General features: G+C 40.7%; 17 protein-coding genes. 11 read left to right on the top strand and 6 right to left on the bottom strand.

Annotated features, from left to right (window positions below):
• Window positions 1-210: 210 nt before the first annotated feature.
• A complete protein-coding gene (locus ABN080_RS16200; RefSeq protein WP_197269682.1) occupies window positions 211-2,649 on the bottom strand; it encodes a bifunctional aspartate kinase/homoserine dehydrogenase II in 2,439 nt (812 codons plus the stop codon).
• A gap of 9 nt (window positions 2,650-2,658) precedes the next feature.
• Window positions 2,659-3,819: a cystathionine gamma-synthase gene (gene metB, locus ABN080_RS16195; RefSeq protein ID WP_349441516.1), complete on the bottom strand. Its 1,161-nt coding sequence runs from the start codon at window positions 3,817-3,819 to the stop codon at window positions 2,659-2,661.
• A gap of 283 nt (window positions 3,820-4,102) precedes the next feature.
• Between metB and metJ the strand changes: the two genes are divergently transcribed.
• Window positions 4,103-4,420: a met regulon transcriptional regulator MetJ gene (metJ, locus tag ABN080_RS16190; RefSeq protein ID WP_006534139.1), complete on the top strand. Its 318-nt coding sequence runs from the start codon at window positions 4,103-4,105 to the stop codon at window positions 4,418-4,420.
• 135 nt (window positions 4,421-4,555) lie between these two features.
• Here metJ and rpmE read toward each other — a convergent pair whose 3' ends face one another.
• Window positions 4,556-4,768, bottom strand: coding sequence for a 50S ribosomal protein L31 (gene rpmE / locus ABN080_RS16185; RefSeq protein WP_006534140.1), 213 nt, complete (start codon window positions 4,766-4,768; stop codon window positions 4,556-4,558).
• 203 nt (window positions 4,769-4,971) lie between these two features.
• Here rpmE and priA point away from each other — a divergent pair, with 203 nt between their 5' ends.
• The 7 genes from priA to rraA all read left to right on the top strand — a co-directional run bounded on the left by priA (window position 4,972) and on the right by rraA (window position 12,996).
• Window positions 4,972-7,173: a primosomal protein N' gene (gene priA, locus ABN080_RS16180; RefSeq protein ID WP_349441515.1), complete on the top strand. Its 2,202-nt coding sequence runs from the start codon at window positions 4,972-4,974 to the stop codon at window positions 7,171-7,173.
• Window positions 7,174-7,478: 305 nt separating this feature from the next.
• On the top strand, window positions 7,479-8,510 hold the full coding sequence (cytR, locus tag ABN080_RS16175) for a DNA-binding transcriptional regulator CytR (RefSeq protein WP_072070625.1): 1,032 nt from the start codon (window positions 7,479-7,481) through the stop codon (window positions 8,508-8,510).
• Between the two features lie 70 nt (window positions 8,511-8,580).
• Window positions 8,581-9,378 carry an SPOR domain-containing protein gene (locus tag ABN080_RS16170; protein ID WP_196554603.1) on the top strand — a complete coding sequence of 266 codons (798 nt, stop codon included), beginning with the start codon at window positions 8,581-8,583 and terminating at the stop codon, window positions 9,376-9,378.
• Between the two features lie 112 nt (window positions 9,379-9,490).
• Entirely contained in the window at window positions 9,491-10,021 is a 531-nt protein-coding gene (gene hslV, locus ABN080_RS16165) for an ATP-dependent protease subunit HslV (protein WP_006534149.1), read from the top strand.
• 12 nt (window positions 10,022-10,033) lie between these two features.
• On the top strand, window positions 10,034-11,368 hold the full coding sequence (hslU, locus tag ABN080_RS16160; protein ID WP_072070627.1) for an ATP-dependent protease ATPase subunit HslU: 1,335 nt from the start codon (window positions 10,034-10,036) through the stop codon (window positions 11,366-11,368).
• Window positions 11,369-11,465: 97 nt separating this feature from the next.
• Window positions 11,466-12,383: a 1,4-dihydroxy-2-naphthoate polyprenyltransferase gene (locus ABN080_RS16155; protein ID WP_349441514.1), complete on the top strand. Its 918-nt coding sequence runs from the start codon at window positions 11,466-11,468 to the stop codon at window positions 12,381-12,383.
• 109 nt (window positions 12,384-12,492) lie between these two features.
• Window positions 12,493-12,996: a ribonuclease E activity regulator RraA gene (gene rraA, locus ABN080_RS16150; RefSeq protein WP_072070629.1), complete on the top strand. Its 504-nt coding sequence runs from the start codon at window positions 12,493-12,495 to the stop codon at window positions 12,994-12,996.
• Window positions 12,997-13,088: 92 nt separating this feature from the next.
• Here rraA and zapB read toward each other — a convergent pair whose 3' ends face one another.
• Entirely contained in the window at window positions 13,089-13,331 is a 243-nt protein-coding gene (zapB, locus tag ABN080_RS16145) for a cell division protein ZapB (protein WP_072070630.1), read from the bottom strand.
• A 294-nt stretch (window positions 13,332-13,625) separates the two neighbouring features.
• On the opposite strand from zapB, the gene ABN080_RS16140 reads away from it, so the two are divergent.
• Together ABN080_RS16140 and glpK are read left to right on the top strand one after the other, a co-directional pair.
• Window positions 13,626-14,441 carry an MIP/aquaporin family protein gene (locus tag ABN080_RS16140; protein WP_349441513.1) on the top strand — a complete coding sequence of 272 codons (816 nt, stop codon included), beginning with the start codon at window positions 13,626-13,628 and terminating at the stop codon, window positions 14,439-14,441.
• A gap of 42 nt (window positions 14,442-14,483) precedes the next feature.
• Window positions 14,484-16,013, top strand: coding sequence for a glycerol kinase GlpK (gene glpK, locus ABN080_RS16135; RefSeq protein WP_115351274.1), 1,530 nt, complete (start codon window positions 14,484-14,486; stop codon window positions 16,011-16,013).
• A gap of 99 nt (window positions 16,014-16,112) precedes the next feature.
• Here glpK and emrD read toward each other — a convergent pair whose 3' ends face one another.
• Window positions 16,113-17,297 carry a multidrug efflux MFS transporter EmrD gene (emrD, locus tag ABN080_RS16130; RefSeq protein ID WP_072070633.1) on the bottom strand — a complete coding sequence of 395 codons (1,185 nt, stop codon included), beginning with the start codon at window positions 17,295-17,297 and terminating at the stop codon, window positions 16,113-16,115.
• A 337-nt stretch (window positions 17,298-17,634) separates the two neighbouring features.
• Here emrD and fpr point away from each other — a divergent pair, with 337 nt between their 5' ends.
• The gene (fpr, locus tag ABN080_RS16125) at window positions 17,635-18,381 is read left to right on the top strand and encodes a ferredoxin--NADP(+) reductase (protein WP_349439611.1); all 747 of its coding nucleotides are present in this window, start codon (window positions 17,635-17,637) and stop codon (window positions 18,379-18,381) included.
• A gap of 69 nt (window positions 18,382-18,450) precedes the next feature.
• Here fpr and ABN080_RS16120 read toward each other — a convergent pair whose 3' ends face one another.
• Entirely contained in the window at window positions 18,451-18,882 is a 432-nt protein-coding gene (locus tag ABN080_RS16120; protein ID WP_196554606.1) for a DUF805 domain-containing protein, read from the bottom strand.
• Window positions 18,883-18,937: the final 55 nt, after the last annotated feature.

Raw genomic sequence — 18,937 nt, 5'->3', positions numbered from 1 at the left:
CTTTAGCTTGATGGTTCACCTCCGTCATTTCATTTCTTAGTGGGACAATATGTCTTACTACTTTTGACATCAATCGCTCCTTTGTGACTAGAGATACTTCAAGTATAGCCAAAGAATTAAAAAAAATTGAGTGATATGACACAAAAATGACAAAAGGTTATCAGCATAAAATAATTCGCTGATAACCTTCATAAAAAAGAAATAATTAAATTATAGTAATTGAGAAAGACGGTTTAAATCTGATTGAATTGCGCCAGCGGTCACATCTCTTCCTGCTCCCGGCCCTCTTATGACTAATGGGTTATCACGATACCAACGACTTTCAATCGCAAACAAATTATCTCCAGGTAACAATGATGCCAGTGGATGATCTTTTCTCACTGCTTCCACACCCACCTTGGCTTTTCCATTGGCATCAAAACGCGCGATATACCTCAATACCATATCCATTTCATTTGCTGCGGCTAATCGCTGTGCCATCTGCTCATTGATCAACGCGCTGTTATCAAAGAACTCTTCTAGCGACCCTGTTTCAGCTTGTACAGGCACTAAAGATTCAACTCGTACTTGCTCTGGCTCAATGTCATAACCCGCTTCACGAGCAAGAATAACCAGCTTACGCATTACATCTTGTCCTGATAAATCAATTCGCGGATCAGGCTCTGTTAATCCTTGTTGCCATGCTTGTTCTACCAATTCACTAAATGGCACAGAGCCATCAAATTGTAAGAATAACCACGATAATGTACCTGAAAAAATACCACTAATTGATAAAATAGAATCGCCACTTTCACGTAAATCGCGCACTGTATAGTTAATTGGTAAACCTGCGCCTACAGTGGCGTTATATAACCAATGACGGCCAGTTTTAGAGAAGGCGTCTCGTGTGGTGCGATAGCGCAAACTTGATGCAGAGCCTGCAATTTTATTAGCGCTAATAACATGAAAACCATAGCTGGCAAAATCTTCATAAGATGCAGCAAGGGACTCATTCGCTGTAATATCAACAATCACTAAATCATCATAAGGGTGTGCTCTCATCCAAAGATAAAGTGATTCTTCAGTATGTTCTGTTGCTTCTTCATCAAAGAAAGCCAAGGCACGACTAGGATCAATGCCTTGATAATCAAGTAAACTACGGCGGCTATCAACGACACCAGCAAGAATAAATTCAAAATCACTGCGTGCGGATAACGGCTCTTGTTCTCGAGCAAAAAGCTCTAACCAACGAGAGCCAATATTGCCTTTACCAAACAGCACTAAACCAATTTGTTTTTCAGCTCTAAATAATGTTTGGTGTAAACCTTGTAATAGATGCTCAGTATAATTGCGCAATACAGCAACTAAGCTGATGTTATCTTCAGCATGCCAAATAAATTCAACCGGTTGATCTTTAAGTTGCTGATAAAAACGGTGGCAATGCAGTGGATTTTTACACACACCGGCCCCAACTAACGCCACTAAAGAAAACCCTTCACGTAAATGTAATTTACCCGGCAAAACTGCATCTTGTAATACATCTAACGCACTGTTAGCCACTTCACTGGTATAACAAAGTTGTAAAAGTTGGCTATCTTTATCCACACCCGTTGCTAAAGGACGAATTTGCGCACGCTTAAGCAATTCATCAACTTCTTTTGCTACTTGCTCAAAATTTTGATGAGAAGAGAGTTGTAGCTCAATTAAACAAACATCGTCATGGCTTGTGACTATCTTAGCGCCAGTTCCTGATGCTAAGACACGTTCTATGCGAGTAGAACCCTGCTCTGGTTGATAACTACAACGAAGTTGCAAATCAATGTTACTACCTGACACGGGTTGCAATGTCCGTGTATGTAAAACTGGAGCGGCTAAACGCGCCAATTCACTGGCTTCATCTAAGCGTAATAAAGGTAATAAGCAGGCATCTTTAACTTTACGTGGATCAGCGCTATATACCCCTGCAACATCACTCCAAATGGTTACTTTTCCGACATCAGCTAACGCACCGACTTGTGTCGCTGAGTAGTCACTACCGTTACGACCCAGTAAAACGGTTTCACCTTGTTGGTTACGACTAATAAAACCCGTTACTACAAAACGGCTTTCAGGATGCTTGGCTAATAGTGATTGCAATAATGGTCGAGATAACGTTTCGTTTACTTGAGGTTGTGCGGCTCTTTCTGCACACAGAAATTCACGAGCGTCTAACCAAACACTCGGTAAACCTTGTTCAGTCAGTAATTTTGCCATTAATTTCGCAGACCAAATTTCACCATGACCGACAACTTCGGCATAAGTCGCATCTGTAATAGGCTTATCAAGCAAATAACTCAAACGTTCGAGATCAGCAATAAAGGATTGAGAAAGAAGTTCGGCATTCTCTTTTGAAAGAAGTCCTTCGATTAAGGATAATTGGTAACGTCGTAATGTTTGCTGAACTTGATGCGCTGAAATGCGATCACTTTGACTTAGTTTGAGCCAGCTAATTAGCTGATTAGTTGTTGAACCTGCTGCTGAAACAACCATAAGATCATTAGGTTGGCTATAGTTTGTCATGATATTCACGACACGTTGATAACATTTTATGTCTGCAAGACTGCTACCACCGAATTTATGTAACTGGCGGCAAATCGGTTCCGCCTGTTGTTTAATTGCCACTACGCTCATGATCCATGGTTACCTTTTAGTTGCTGCATCAAACGCACTTTGCAAATCGTTAATTAAATCCTGACTATCTTCAATGCCTACTGAGATACGAAGTAATGAGGAACTTATTCCTGCTGTTATTTTCGCCTCTTCTGACATGCCTGCATGTGTCATCGTGGCAGGGTGACAAATTAAGGTTTCTACCCCACCTAAAGATTCTGCCAGTGTAAAGAGTGTTAATTGAGATAAAAAGAGTTTAATCACTGCCAATCCGCCTTTTAACTCAAAACTTAACATCGCACCGAAACCTTGCTGCTGTTTTTTTGCTATTTGATGGCCTGCATGATTTTCCAGTGCGGGGTAATATATTTTCTCGACTAAAGGTTGTGTCTGTAAAAATGCCACTAATGTCTGCGCATTTTCTTGTTGAAGTCGAATTCGCGGCACGAGTGTTCTTATACCTCGTAATAATAAATAGCTATCAAACGCGCCAGATGTAACACCGATATTATTTGCCCACCAGCTTAACTCCTCAAGCAGTTTCTGACTCTGACAGATAACAACACCTGCCACAATATCAGAATGCCCGTTAAGGTATTTTGTGCAGGAATGCACAACAATATCTGCGCCTAATGTTAGTGGCTTTTGCAAAATAGGACTCATAAAAGTGTTATCCGCCACCACTAAAGCTCCTTGATGATGAGCCAATTCGCTGATCTTTCGAATATCCGTTATTCTCAGTAATGGGTTGCTAGGAGTCTCAATAAAAACAATTTTAGGCTTGTGAGTTAAAGCTTGTTGTAATGCGACATCATCATTTTGATCAACAAAAATGACACGATAAGCGCCACGTTCTTGTTGACTATTAAACAGACGATAACTCCCCCCATAACAGTCATGAGGTGCAACAATGACATCACCTGGTTTAAGAAAAACCGTGCAAATTAAATGAATTGCTGACATTCCACTACTTGTGACAACTGCGCCTACACCACCTTCTAGCTCAGCTAATGCTTTTTGCACCATATCGCGAGTGGGATTGCCACGGCGAGAATAATCATGTTCGCGAGGCTGATTAAATTCTAAAAAATTATAGGTACTAGAAAGATAGATAGGCGGTACTACACAACCAAATTGTGAGTCTTCATTTAGCCCATTATGGATAGCAATTGTTGCTGTTTTCTTCGTCATACAGGCACCTTGTCACAGAGATAAGTGGGAAAGTCGACAACAGCATATCCAATTAGACACCAAGACGTCAACACATCTAGACATCTAAACTCCTTTACGGATAGATTAAGTAATGGAATAATACATGAATTAAGGATATCGCCAGTGATAATTGCTTTTTCTCTCATCTTCAGTCAGAAGAGTCGGTGGTTTTAGAAAAGTCATGATAAACTGGCATCGCCCATCAGAATGTGGGTTTTCCCCTATTCTGACTTCAACTAAATGATATTAATTAAGGTAATCCATGGCTGAATGGAACGGTGAATATATCAGCCCTTACGCTGAGCATGGCAAAAAGAGTGAGCAAGTAAAAAAAATTACAGTTTCAATTCCTTTGAAAGTGTTAAAAATTTTGACTGATGAACGCACTCGCCGTCAGGTTAATAACCTAAAACATGCAACCAATAGTGAATTATTGTGTGAAGCATTTTTGCACGCATTTACCGGACAGCCTCTCCCAAATGATGAAGACTTACGTAAAGAACGTAACGATGAAATCCCTGAAGAGGCAAAAGAAATAATGCGCCAGCGCGGGGTTGATCCCGATACTTGGGAGTATTAATCAGCGTCAATTTTTTGACTTATTGCTTGATTAACACGAACAAAAAAGCCCAAAGCAAAAACTTTGGGCTTTTTTTCAATTCCAAACTGTCCGCAAGATATTAGACTTTGCTGATATCTTGTGACAACAAATATCTTATTTGCTGCCTGGGATTTTGAAACGTTTGTTGAACAGATCAACACGACCACCGGTTGCAACATCACGTTGTTTACCAGTATAGAATGGGTGGCATTTATCACAAACGTCCAGATTCAGGTTGTGACCTGCTGTGGAGTTGATTTTCATAACGTTACCGCAAGAACAAGATGCAGTAATTTCTTCGTATTTAGGATGGATATCTTTTTGCATGGAAAACCTCTACTAAGGCCGTGTCGCCATTCAGCCCACAGCCGAACACCACACGTCGTGTTGATTGAAATTAAGTGTCTGGTAATTTATCTACCAAAGGGGGCGGATCATACAGAATATCCACTAAACGCGCAATGAAATCTGCACACTTTTTGTGATATTCTTAACGCTACCTTTTCGCTAAAACACTCGGAAACCCTGATATGACTATAGTTCAGGTAATTTTACCTGTACCACTGTTCTCCTCCTTTGATTATCTGTTACCAGAAGAGATCAATGCGCCTGTTATTGGCAGTCGGGTGATTGTTCCTTTTGGGAATAAACGCCGTTCTCTTGGCATTGTCAAAGGGCTCAGCACACATAGTGAGTTTCCTATCGAAAAGCTAAAACCTATTGAGGAAATTCTCGACACTGAAACACTCTTCCCGGGTGTACTGTGGGATATGTTAAATTGGGCTTCCGCATATTATCACTACCCTTTAGGAGAAGTATTATTTCATGCCATGCCTATTTTATTACGACAAGGCAAACCGGCTGAATTTACTCCATTATGGCAATGGTATGCCACAGAAGAGGGAGCTAATCTCGACCTTAACAGTTTAAAAGGGGCGAAAAAACAACAACAAGCCTTAGCAGCACTTCGTCGTACACCTTTATATCGTCACCAGCTTGATGAATTCGATATCACCACGGCAACACTCAATAACCTAAAGAAGAAAGAGTTTGCAGACTTACGCCCAATACAACCGGCCCCCATACATTGGCACAATGATTTTGCAGTGCAAGGCGAACGATTTAAATTAAATACTGAACAAGCTATCGCGGTTGGTGCCATTACGGCTCAAGCTGATCAATTCTCACCTTGGTTATTATTAGGGATCACTGGTTCAGGCAAAACAGAAGTTTATTTAAGTGTATTAGAAAAAATTCTCGCACAAGGTAAGCAAGCCTTAGTTCTAGTACCTGAAATTGGCTTAACACCTCAAACTATTCGTCGTTTTAAAGCCCGTTTTAATGCCCCTGTAGATGTTTTACATTCTGGATTAAATGATACAGAACGTTTAGCCGTTTGGTTACGAGCCAAGCGTGGTGATAATGCAATTATTATTGGCACACGTTCAGCACTTCTTACTCCTTTTCAACATCTTGGTATTATTATTATCGATGAAGAGCACGACGGCTCTTATAAACAACAAGATGGTTGGCGTTACCATGCTCGTGATTTAGCGGTATTCCGTGCAAAACAAGAAAATATTCCTATTGTGATGGGAACAGCAACGCCATCAATTGAGACCAGTTTTAATGTTGAACAAAAGAAATATCAGCAATTAACACTCACCCAACGAGCAGGCAATGCGAAGCCAGCAACCGAACACTTGATTGACTTAAAAGGACAACCACTTACAACAGGGCTGTCTCCTATTCTTATTAAAGCGATAAAAGAGCATCTGAATGCAGGAAACCAAGCCATGCTCTTTTTAAATCGTCGCGGATTTTCACCCGCATTGTTATGCCATGAATGCGGGTGGATAGCAGAATGTCCTCGCTGTGATCACTATTACACACTACATCAAAAACATGGCATGTTGCGTTGCCATCAATGTGATAGTCAACGACGAATTCCAGCGCAATGCCCACAATGTGGTTCAACTAATTTAATGCCTGTAGGGTTAGGAACAGAGCAACTTGAGCAAGGGATTGGTGAGTTATTTCCTGATACGCCTGTAACACGAATTGATAAGGATACCACCAGCCGTAAAGGGGCCTTAGAGCAACAACTTGAAGATATTTACCAAGGTGGCTCCCGCATTCTTATTGGTACACAAATGCTAGCCAAAGGGCATCATTTTCCGGATGTGACTTTAGTGGCTTTATTGGATGTTGATGGCGCTCTGTTCTCCAGTGATTTTCGCGCGGCCGAACGCTTTGCCCAGCTTTATACACAAGTATCAGGTCGTGCTGGCCGAGCAGGTAAGCAAGGCGCCGTATATTTACAAACTCACCAACCTGATCACCCACTTTTATTAACGCTATTAGAGAAAGGCTATGATGCTTTTACCAAAGAAGCCTTACAAGAGCGACAAGCCACCTTCTTACCGCCTTATTCCAGCCATATAATGATCCGTTCAGAAGATCATAATAACCAACGTGCGCCTCAATTTTTACGGCAACTCAAACAGTTTTTTGAACAGCACCCAATGCGAGATCCCCATTTATGGGTTATGGGGCCTGTTCCTGCTATTCAAGCTAAACGTGGAGGGAACTATCGTTGGCAATTATTACTACAACATCCTTCGCGGGGTTATTTACAAAAATTAATGTCTGTCACTTATCATCAAATTGTGGCTTTACCTGAAAGTAAGAAAGTAAAATGGAATATTGATGTTGACCCAACAGATTGTTGATCGTCTATTTATATCTATTTGAATATATTTTAGCCACATTTATGTTGATAATAAAATTCTGATTAAATACTAGTTACAGTTCAAGACTATTTATCAATTTTGCGAACTAACTCATAAAAACGATTGGTATCACACTTTTTATGCAAACTAGGTAACAGTATCTATTTAAAAAGCGGGTAGAATAACAATTTAGAATATTTCTCGAATTAAAACCGTCGATAAAATCTTTTTTTGAACACCGGCGGTTTTTTTGCAAATAAAAAAGCAATCGTTTAACTAAACCATCCAAAAGGGAGGTATGGGGTTTGCAACAGAATAATAAAGATAATACGCAAGCAACAATGAAAGATGTTGCCCTTGCAGCCGGCGTGTCCACAGCAACTGTGTCACGTACTTTAATGAATCCGGAAAAAGTATCCTCACAAACCCGCCAGAAAGTTGAACAGGCTGTTCTTGACGTGGGCTATTACCCACATAACCTGTCAAAAAATCTTAAGCGCAATGAGTCAAAAACGATCCTTGTGATCGTCCCTAACATCAGTGATCCTTTTTTTACTGATGTTGTGTGTGGCATTGAAGAAACTGCGGCACAACATGGTTATCTCGTTCTTATTGGTGATTGTAAACATCAGCAAAAACACGAAAATGCATTTATTAATCTCATTATCACCAAACAAATTGATGGTATGTTGCTTCTTGGTTCACATATTCCTTTTGATGTTTCCAAAGAAGAGCAAAAAAATTTGCCTCCAATGATTATGGCGAATGAATTTGCGCCTGAGCTCGAATTACCTACTGTTCATATCGATAATCTCACTGCATCTTTTAGAGCAACGCACTATTTACAACAAATGGGGCATAAGCGTATTGCTTGTATTACAGGTCCTGAAGATATGCCTTTATGCCGTTATCGTTTGCAAGGCTATATTCAAGCAATGCGTAGAACAGGTGTACCTTTACGTGAAGATTATATTATTCGTGGTGATTTTACCCATGAAAGCGGTGCAGAAAGTCTGAAAAAGCTAATTTCTTTACCTGAACCACCGACAGCCGTATTTTGCCATAGCGATATTATGGCAATTGGTGTGATGTGGCAGGCTAAAAAATTAGGATTGGAGCTACCAAGAGATCTCTCTGTAATTGGTTTTGATAACCTTGATATCACACGTTATAGCGAACCCGCACTAACTACAATGGAACAACCTCGTTATGAAATTGGACGTCAATCTATGTTGTTATTGCTCGATCAATTACAAGGTAGACCTGTTGCACCAGGTTCTCGTTTATTAGATTGCGAGCTAATTATAAGAGATAGTGTCTGTCAGCTTAAAAGCTAGGCAAAACACACTATGTTAAGTAACATATCGTTCGTGATACCAATTCCTTTAATTATCAGCGAATCGAACTGTGGCACAACGAGACTATGTGGGACGAGGGCAGACATCTGCTCGTCGCAAAAAAACAACGAAAAGTAAAAGTAAAAAGGCTGCTAAAGGGTTGCCTTTAACAACACTTATCACGGCAATCGCAATTGTGGCGCTGTTTATCGGCGGCCTCTATTTTATTACGCATAATAAAAAAGAAGCCGTAGAAACAGAACCAGCAATCACTGGGCAGCATCCAGCGAATAGTTTACCGCCTAAACCGCAAGAGCGTTGGCAGTACATTAAAGAACTGGAAAATCGTCAGGTGGGCACACCTTTATTGCCCGAATCGCCCTCTTCAGGTAGCCAGATTAATCCGAAAGCAACACTTTCACCTGAGCAGCTGCGATTTTTACAACAAATTGAAGCAGATAAACGTCAACCTGCTGTTCAGTTACCCGAAGTCCCTTACAATGGGGAAGTTCCGCGCTCGCAAGTGATAGTAACACCACCAGCAACACCCCAGCCTTCTGTTGTTCAACAACCAACACAGGCTCAACCAGAGCAAGCGCCTGCACCTACTGTTGTTACACCGCCTAAACCTGCTGTTATTGAAGCAAAATTTTTAGTGCAATGTGGCTCATTTAAAAAGACAGAGCAAGCTGAATCAGTAAGAGCAACACTGGCTTTTTCTGGCGTTGAAAGTCGAGTAACAAAAGGCAATGATGGCTGGATACGCGTATTATCAGGCCCTTACAGTAAAGAACAAGCCAATTCAGTAAGTAGACAAGCCGCCGGTGCTGGCGTATCAGGTTGTATTCTTCGCTCTTCTGGGGGTTGAAAAATAAATTTTCTCCCCCACCTATAATTCTAATTCACATTACGGGCAGTGCTGTATTTCAAATATAGCTACTTCCCGTCTCATTTTTATTGATTAAACCAGGGGCTGACTCATGACTACAATCGTAAGTGTTCGCCGTAAGGGCCAAGTTGTAATCGGTGGTGATGGACAGGCGACGATGGGTAATACCGTCATGAAAGGCAATGTTCGCAAAGTACGCCGTCTTTATAACGACAAGGTCATTGCGGGATTTGCTGGCGGCACTGCTGATGCTTTTACTCTTTTTGAACTGTTTGAACGCAAATTAGAACTTCACCAAGGGCATTTAACCAAAGCTGCGGTAGAGCTAGCAAAAGATTGGCGTACAGACAGAATGCTACGCAAATTAGAAGCGCTACTTGCTGTTGCGGATGAAAACACATCCCTTATCATCACGGGTAATGGTGATGTTGTTCAACCAGAAAACGATTTAATTGCTATCGGTTCTGGTGGCCCTTATGCACAAGCAGCGGCAAGAGCTATGCTAGAAAATACTGAACTTTCTGCACGCGAAATCGCTGAAAAAGCGCTGAGTATCGCTGGAGATATCTGTATTTACACTAACCATAATGTCAACTTTGAAGAACTCTCTTCAAAAGAGTAAGGATTTGAGAGCATGTCTGAAATGACTCCTCGCGAAATAGCCAGCGAACTTGATAGATTTATTATTGGTCAAGACAAAGCGAAACGTGCTGTGGCAATTGCCCTACGTAACCGCTGGCGTCGTATGCAGCTCGACGAAGCGCTGCGCCATGAAGTAACACCTAAAAATATTCTGATGATTGGCCCTACTGGTGTGGGTAAAACTGAAATTGCACGTCGTTTAGCAAAATTAGCCAATGCACCTTTCATCAAAGTAGAAGCAACTAAATTCACAGAAGTGGGTTATGTGGGTAAAGAAGTTGATTCTATTATCCGTGACTTAACCGACTCTGCGGTCAAAATGGTGCGTAGCCAAGCGATTGATAAAAATCGTTTCCGTGCTGAGGAAATGGCTGAGGAACGCATTCTTGATGCACTTATTCCACCTGCGAAAAATAACTGGGGTGTCACAGAGCAAGCCTCTGAACCTTCAGCCGCTCGTCAATCTTTCCGTAAAAAATTACGCGAAGGTCAATTAGACGATAAAGAGATTGAAATTGAATTATCTGCAACACCAATGGGTGTTGAAATCATGGCTCCTCCAGGAATGGAAGAGATGACAAATCAATTACAATCTATGTTCCAAAATTTAGCCGGGCAAAAACAAAAAGCGCGTAAGATGAAAATCAAAGATGCGTTTAAGCTGATTGTTGAAGAAGAAGCCGCTAAATTAGTTAATCCTGAAGAGCTTAAACAACAAGCTATTGATGCAGTAGAACAACACGGTATTGTCTTTATTGATGAAGTAGACAAAATCTGTAAACGTGGCGGTCAAAGTTCTGGCCCTGACGTTTCTCGTGAGGGTGTACAACGTGACCTCTTACCACTGGTTGAAGGTTGTACAGTTTCAACAAAACACGGTATGGTAAAAACAGACCATATCCTGTTTATTGCGTCAGGTGCTTTCCAAGTTTCCAGTCCTTCTGATTTAATTCCTGAGTTGCAAGGACGTCTGCCAATTCGCGTTGAACTTCAAGCGCTGACAGCAGAAGATTTTGAGCGTATTCTTACAGAGCCTAATGCATCGTTAACAAAACAGTATGAAGCTTTAATGGCAACCGAAGGGGTTTCTATTAGCTTTACTGAAGACGGTATTCGCAAAATTGCTGAATCAGCATGGCGTGTAAATGAAACAACCGAAAATATCGGTGCTCGTCGTTTACATACTGTTTTAGAACGCTTAATGGAAGAAATTTCCTACGATGCAAGCGAACGACAAGGCCAATCTATATTGATTGATGCAGAATATGTGAAACAGCATCTGGATGAGCTTGTAGCAGATGAAGATCTGAGTCGATTTATTTTATAATCAACTTGTGCGATCCTTATCAGCAATATTTACGTGGGAGGCTTGCCTCCCATTCTTATTTTTATAATAACAACGAACATGAGTATCGAATTTCAGCATGAGCTCTCTAAATTCCACTAGCCGGACTCAAGCCTGGCTTGAAAGTTTACGACCCAAAACACTGCCTTTAGGGTTAATTGCCATTGTGACTGGTTCCGCATTAGCGTATTGGATGGGGCATTTTGAGCTACCTATTGCACTGCTTGCTATTTTGACAGCGGGCACATTACAAATTCTATCAAACCTTGCTAATGACTACGGTGATGCAGTAAAAGGCACTGATACAGAAGAGCGTTTAGGGCCACTTCGTGGAATGCAAAAAGGCGTAATAACAGCAGCTCAAATGAAAAAAGCGCTGATCCTTAATGTTATTATTTCCTGTATCTGTGGTATTGCACTGATTATTGTCGCCTGTAAAAAGCCAGAAGACGCTATTGGCTTCTTAGTGATGGGATTACTCGCCATTGTCGCAGCCATTACCTATACCGTAGGCCGACGCCCTTATGGCTATATGGGATTAGGTGATATTTCTGTCTTAATATTCTTTGGTTGGCTAAGTGTCATCGGAACTTATTACTTACAATCTAACACCTTCGATATTGTCACCCTACTTCCAGCTACAGCCTGTGGTTTACTGTCTGTCGCCGTTCTAAACATTAACAATATGCGCGATTTAGAAAGTGATATCCAAGCGGGTAAGAATACATTAGCCGTTCGCTTAGGCCCTGCTGGCTCACGAACTTACCATACCTGTGTCATTTTTCTCTCTATTGCTTGCTTAATTATCTTCACGCTTTTGTATATGCACCGCTGGACAGCATGGCTATTCTTACTCGCAACACCAATGCTTTTATTGCATATTAAACGTGTTAATGCCGATCATTCTGGTGAAGCGATGCGCCCTTTACTTGAACATATGGTAAAAGCAGCACTACTCACTAACGTGCTCTTCTCTTTAGGTTTAGTTTTAGAATAATTTAGCCCGATTGTTGATTTGACTCACTGAATTTTCAGTGAGTCTTTTGCCAACAGCCCCTGTTAAGGGATATACTGGCTTTTCCTGTGGCAACCTGACGTAATCTCCTATGAAATATGATACTTCTGAACTCTGTGATATCTATCAAGAAGATATCAATGTCGTAGAACCGCTTTTCTCAAACTTTGGTGGTCAAAGTGCCTTTAGTGGGCAAATCATCACCGTGAAATGTTTTGAGGATAATGGCCTGCTTTATGACTTACTTGAAGAAAATGGCAAAGGCCGTATTCTTTTAGTCGATGGCGGTGGCTCTGTACGTAAAGCCTTAATTGATGCTGAACTCGCACAACTTGCCGTTTCTAATGAATGGGAAGGTATTGTGGTTTACGGTGCAGTGCGTCAAGTTGACGCATTATCAGAGCTTGATTTAGGTATTCAAGCCATGGCGGCAATACCCGCAGGTTGCCCAAGTGAAGGTATTGGTGAAAGTGATATCCGCGTCAATTTTGGCGGTGTTACATTCTTCTCTGGTGATTATCTTTATGCCGATAACACAGGGATCATCTTATCAGAAGAGCCTTTAGGCTTAGATGAAGATTTAATTGAAGAATAATTTTACTTTTATCTGCTTTCTTATGATTTAAGATACAAAAGCCACCGTCTGGTGGCTTTTGTTTTTAGGCTTCAGAGACAAAACAAAGACAATTATTGTACATCTTCCATTTTGCCTAACAAGGCGCGTAAACGCTCTTGCCAGCTTGATTGCTCTTGTTTCAATTCTTCGTTTTCACGAACAAGCGCTTCTTGCGATCCTTTAGTTGCTTGAACTTCTTGGTTCAGCGCATCATTTTTTTCTTTTAGCTCTTCAATTTCCATCTGTAATAACGTGATGGTATCAATAGCTTGTTGTACTTTTGATTCTAACTTTTCGAAAACTTCAAATGACATACTGTAATCCCCCATATAATCGATACTTCCGATTGTAAGTAGCCTATCAACAACTGTCTAGCATCTTCCGTGGAATTACATTCTTTTTTCAATTTATCAAAAACACTGGTCAGATCACATTACAAATGTCGAACAAGTCACTAATTAAGAGCGTTTTCACTCATTTTCTTGATGAGACACACAAATTTCAATTTCGCTTATTCTCGTTTACGCTCATTAACGATAAATTTACAGTTATCTTTTCAATTCGAAAAGAATACTAACAATAAATAACCCTCTTTCAGGATAGAATATATGAGCCAGACGAAAACCTCTCTTACAGGTCAATGTCTTTCTGAGTTTATCGGAACCGCATTGCTAGTCTTCTTCGGCCTTGGTTGTGTTGCAGCAGCACGTATCGCTGGTGCTCAGCTAGGTCTTTGGGAGATAAGTATTATCTGGGGGCTGGGTGTTGCCTTAGCCGTTTATCTTACCGCGGGCACATCTGGTGCTCACCTGAACCCTGCTGTTACCGTTGCATTTTGGTTGTTTGCCTGCTTTGAGCGCAGAAAAGTTATTCCTTATATCATTGCACAAATGCTAGGTGGCTTCTTTGCTGCCGCTGTTGTTTACTTTATGTACTACAGCGTTTTTCTCGACTACGAACAAGTTAATGGCATTGTCAGAGGCTCACAAGAAAGTCTCTTCACTGCCGGTGTATTCTCTACTTATCCCGCAGCTCAAATTTCTGTTGCACAAGCCTTTGTTGTCGAAATTATTATCGCCGTTATCTTAGTTGGCTTAATTTTAGCACTTACTGATGACGGTAACGGGGTTCCTAAAGGTCCTTTGGCCCCTCTATTAATCGGTATTTTAATCGCTGTTATTGGTGGTGCATTTGGTCCATTAACCGGATTCGCCCTAAACCCTGCCCGTGACTTTGGTCCGAAACTGGTTGCGTACTTTGCTGGCTGGGGTGATATTGCACTGACTGGTGGACGTGATATTCCTTATTTCTTAGTTCCAATGATTGCTCCATTTATCGGTGGTATCTTGGGTGCATTGGCTTACCGTAAATTAATTGGCCGTCACTTACCTTGCGATACCTGCAAAATTGAAGACGATAAATAATACTTAGAGCAAGATTGTTGATTATCAGAACAGGTTACTAACATGACAACAGAAACAAATACATCAAGCGAAAAAAAATACATTGTTGCACTTGATCAGGGTACAACCAGCTCACGTGCCGTAGTTATTGATCACGATGCAAATATCGTCAGTATCTCACAACGCGAATTCACTCAAATTTATCCTAAGCCAGGCTGGGTTGAACATGATCCAATGGAAATTTGGGCAACACAAAGTGCAACCTTAGTTGAAGTATTAGCAAAAGCAGATATTCCATCTGATCATGTAGCGGGTATTGGTATCACAAACCAACGTGAAACCACCATTGTATGGGATAAAGAAACGGGTAAACCTGTTTATAACGCAATTGTATGGCAATGTCGTCGTACTGCCGATTTCTGTACCCGCTTAAAAGATAAAGAAGGTGTTGAAGAATATATTCGTCAAAATACTGGTTTAATGGTTGACCCCTATTTCTCTGGTACAAAATTAAAATGGATCCTCGACAACGTCGAAGGTGCGCGTGAAAAAGCAGAAAATGGCGAGTTGTTATTCGGTACTGTCGATACTTGGTTAGTTTGGAAAATGACACAAGGTCGTGTTCACGTTACCGATTTCACTAACGCTTCACGTACCATGTTATTTAACATCCACTCTTTAGATTGGGATCAGAAAATCCTCGATCTGCTGGATATTCCTCGCAATATGTTACCAAAAGTGGTGCCATCTTCAGAAGTTTATGGCCAAACCAACATTGGTGGTAAAGGGGGTACTCGTATTCCTATCGCGGGTATGGCAGGTGACCAACAAGCTGCACTTTATGGTCAACTTTGCGTACAAAGTGGTATGGCGAAAAATACCTATGGTACAGGCTGCTTCTTACTGATGAATACAGGTACAGAAGCTGTTCGCTCTAATCATGGTTTGTTAACAACTATCTGCTGTGGCCCTCGTGGCGAAGTGAACTATGCATTAGAAGGTGCCGTATTCGTTGGTGGTGCATCCATTCAATGGCTACGTGATGAGTTAAAACTCATTGATGAAGCAACTGACTCTGAATACTTTGCAACTAAGGTTAACGATACTAATGGTGTCTATGTTGTTCCTGCCTTTACCGGCTTAGGCGCACCATATTGGGATCCGTATGCCCGCGGTGCTATCTTTGGTTTAACCCGTGGTGCTAACCGTAATCATATTATTCGTGCAACCTTAGAATCTATCGCTTACCAAACACGTGATGTTTTAGATGCAATGCAAGCCGATTCCGGTGCACGTTTACAATCATTGCGTGTTGATGGTGGTGCGGTTGCCAATAACTTCTTGATGCAATTCCAGTCTGATATTTTAGGCACTCGTGTTGAACGTCCTGTTGTCCGTGAAAGTACAGCATTAGGTGCGGCATTCCTTGCGGGTCTTGCTATTGGTTTCTGGAATGATTTAGAAGAAGTTAAAAATAAAGCGGCGATTGATAAAGAATTCCGCCCTGGTATTGAAACCACTGAACGTAACTATCGTTACAATGGTTGGAAAAAAGCCGTTGCCCGAGCACAAGAATGGGAAGATCGCGGTTAATAATTTAAAAGTTGAGAGAGATGTAGCCTAGGCTACAAAACCAAAATGCCGAGAAATTCTATTCTCGGCATTTTTTATTTAATTTACTACGCTAATGATCTAAATAGTATGTTCTTCATGGCTAAAACGGTGAGCCAAAGGAAGCCAACAAAGCATAATAGCCACTGACATAGCAAACATAATCATACCTAAGCTAAATTGATTGTGTTGTGGTAATAAGGCTGAAAACCATGTTGCAACACCTGATCCCACATTTTGTAATCCACCCACCAGAGCACCCGCAGAGCCTGCTAAATACGGAAATGGCTCCATTGCACCCGTTGTTGCTAATGGAAATAACATACCAGCACCAAAGAAAAATAGTGCGGCAGGTACCAGAAGAGTCCAAATATTAATGATATTTAGCCAACCGGGGAGCCACATTAAAATACCGGCTGATAAACAACAAAAAACAGAGTGCCACATCAATTGCACAAAGGTTTTACCTTCACGACCAGCATACCAAGCCCCAAAGAATGCGGCAGGGATCGGTAAAATAAATAATATACTGATAGTAATACTATTTAAGCCTAATACTCCGCCCATTAAGACACCGCTTGATGCCTCAAAAACCGCAATACCTGATAATGCACAAATTAGCATAATCAAAAATGCACTGAAGGTACTATTGGAAAGTAGCAAGTAAAATGAGGACAGCATTTTACGTTTCTCAACTTGTACTGGGCGAGTTTCGGGCATCCAACGATACATACAAAAAAGAACACTACTTCCCAATAATAATAAGAAGATATAACACGCATGCCAGCCAAAGAAGTGAGCGACAACACCACCAATCATCGGCGCTAATAATGGGCTAACTAAAACCCCCATGTTTAACAAACTATTGGCGTAACGTAATGCCGTACCTGTATATAAATCACGAGGTTGAGTACGCGTCATGACACCAGCCACACCTGTTCCCATCCCTTGTAAGGTACTTGCAATAACCAGCGTGGTTAAATTTTGTGAAAAAATCGCTACCAGTGTTGATAAACAAAAAATCGTCATCCCGACTAAAATAACAGGACGACGCCCTACTTTATCGGAGATAGGCCCATAAATGAGCTGTGAAAAACCATAAGAAAAAAGATAAGCGCCCATTACTTGCTGTACAGCACCTGTCGGCTCACCAAAGTAAACCGCCATATCCGCAATCACTGGAACATAGATGGTTTGCGTCATTTGACCCACAGCAACCAGTGCAATTATCAATAATAATAGATTTGCATGCTCTAACTTTCTCATTTCTTTTCTTTGCTCAGGAATTTCAAATAAATAAATTAACGGACAGGCGTACGCTACAGAGAATTTATAAAAATAAACTCTGCAAAATATGCACCTTTTAAGAATGAGACTAAGTTAACAAATTTGTAGAAATTTGCGAGATAGTCAGCAATTTTTGTACACCGCCTAATGTCAGAGAAAAACACCATAGTTGTCAATATAAATGTACATATTGTGTCATTCATTGACAAAATTTCAGTTAAATAACATCACCACATCATCTTGATAAATAAAAAATCGCTTCCTATTTAGAATGAATAAGCGACATAAACGCATTTATCGTAAGGAGATAACCTCTATGGCAAATTGGGTGAATGGAAAAGTTATCCAAGTTAATCGCTGGACTGACACGTTAATAAGTCTTGTTGTAAATGCCCCTGTTGATAAATTTACAGCGGGGCAATTTGCAAAATTAGCATTAGATATTGATGGCGAACGAGTGCAACGTGCCTATTCTTATGTGAATGCGCCGAATGATCCTAACTTAGAATTTTATCTGGTGACTGTACCCGAAGGAAAATTAAGTCCTAAATTAAGTGCTCTAGAAATAGGGGATGAATTACTTGTCACAGAACAAGCTAGTGGCTTTTTTGTATTAGAAGAAGTTCCTAGCACCAATACACTTTGGATGCTTTCTACAGGAACAGCCATAGGGCCTTTTTTATCAATTTTACAATTAGGCCAAGATCTGGATAGATTTGAAAATATCGTTCTTGTTCATGCAGTTCGATATGCTAATGACTTAAGTTATCTCCCTTTAATGGAAAAACTCGTTGAGCGTTACCAAGGGAAATTACGTATTCAAACTATTGTTAGCCGTGAAAATCATATTGGCTCATTAACAGGTCGTATCCCTGCATTAATTGAAAGTGGCGCCTTAGAAAAAACGGTAGGCTTAACCATTTCCCCAGAAGAGAGCCATATTATGTTATGTGGTAACCCACAAATGGTAAGAGATACCCAGCAACTATTAAAAGAACAACGAGAAATGCGTAAACACTTACGACGTAAACCGGGGCATATCACCAGTGAACAATATTGGTAATATGAACAGAAGAATAAATAAGGGCAATTTTCTCTTTTGCCCTTATCTGATTTATTTTAATAAAAAGGATTAACGCCAGCGACGGTAATTCACTTGCTCTGTGTGTTTACCAAAGTAGTTTTCACTTTGATTGCCAATAAATACACCACAATCAAGCAACATAATCATCCCAATAAAGGAAGGAAGAAAACGCCCCATCGCCCATTGCCAAAAAGGTTCTAAACTGCTTGTATCAGCCAGTCCCAGCATCACGGCAAGTAAAAGCAATAAAAGCCATATTCCTCTTTTATTTCTATCATGGAGTCTTTTAGTAAAAATCGCACATAAAGGATACAGAATAAAGAAGATCAATATCCACGTTACAATAGCAGGTAATGGATAAATCATATCATTGATAATAAAAAGGCCTAAAAAAAGAGCAAAACAAGCACCTAAACCTGCCCAGAAATCACGGCGTCCAATTCGCCCTTTGAATGAAAATGCCCAATGTTGTAAGGTCATAAATTCTCAATAATTTACTTAATGTGTGAATTACACTGTCCATTTAGTATCAAAT

It is taken from the genome of Proteus sp. fly-1089 (assembly GCF_040138965.1).
Classification (GTDB): domain Bacteria; phylum Pseudomonadota; class Gammaproteobacteria; order Enterobacterales; family Enterobacteriaceae; genus Proteus; species Proteus vulgaris_B.
The sequence above is the reverse complement of the archived record's forward strand: the minus strand, read 5'-3'. Positions and strand labels throughout refer to the sequence as shown.

Excerpts from the sequence above, each read along its gene's own strand:
- metJ (WP_006534139.1), top strand. The coding sequence starts at position 4,103 with ATGGCTGAATGGAACGGTGAATATATCAGCCCTTACGCTGAGCATGGC.
- hslV (WP_006534149.1), top strand. The coding sequence starts at position 9,491 with ATGACTACAATCGTAAGTGTTCGCCGTAAGGGCCAAGTTGTAATCGGT.
- ABN080_RS16155 (WP_349441514.1), top strand. The coding sequence starts at position 11,466 with ATGAGCTCTCTAAATTCCACTAGCCGGACTCAAGCCTGGCTTGAAAGT.
- metB (WP_349441516.1), bottom strand. The coding sequence starts at position 3,819 with ATGACGAAGAAAACAGCAACAATTGCTATCCATAATGGGCTAAATGAA.
- zapB (WP_072070630.1), bottom strand. The coding sequence starts at position 13,331 with ATGTCATTTGAAGTTTTCGAAAAGTTAGAATCAAAAGTACAACAAGCT.
- emrD (WP_072070633.1), bottom strand. The coding sequence starts at position 17,297 with ATGAGAAAGTTAGAGCATGCAAATCTATTATTATTGATAATTGCACTG.
- fpr (WP_349439611.1), top strand. The coding sequence starts at position 17,635 with ATGGCAAATTGGGTGAATGGAAAAGTTATCCAAGTTAATCGCTGGACT.
- priA (WP_349441515.1), top strand. The coding sequence starts at position 4,972 with ATGACTATAGTTCAGGTAATTTTACCTGTACCACTGTTCTCCTCCTTT.
- ABN080_RS16200 (WP_197269682.1), bottom strand. The coding sequence starts at position 2,649 with ATGAGCGTAGTGGCAATTAAACAACAGGCGGAACCGATTTGCCGCCAG.
- ABN080_RS16140 (WP_349441513.1), top strand. The coding sequence starts at position 13,626 with ATGAGCCAGACGAAAACCTCTCTTACAGGTCAATGTCTTTCTGAGTTT.
- rraA (WP_072070629.1), top strand. The coding sequence starts at position 12,493 with ATGAAATATGATACTTCTGAACTCTGTGATATCTATCAAGAAGATATC.
- hslU (WP_072070627.1), top strand. The coding sequence starts at position 10,034 with ATGTCTGAAATGACTCCTCGCGAAATAGCCAGCGAACTTGATAGATTT.
- ABN080_RS16120 (WP_196554606.1), bottom strand. The coding sequence starts at position 18,882 with ATGACCTTACAACATTGGGCATTTTCATTCAAAGGGCGAATTGGACGC.
- glpK (WP_115351274.1), top strand. The coding sequence starts at position 14,484 with ATGACAACAGAAACAAATACATCAAGCGAAAAAAAATACATTGTTGCA.
- rpmE (WP_006534140.1), bottom strand. The coding sequence starts at position 4,768 with ATGCAAAAAGATATCCATCCTAAATACGAAGAAATTACTGCATCTTGT.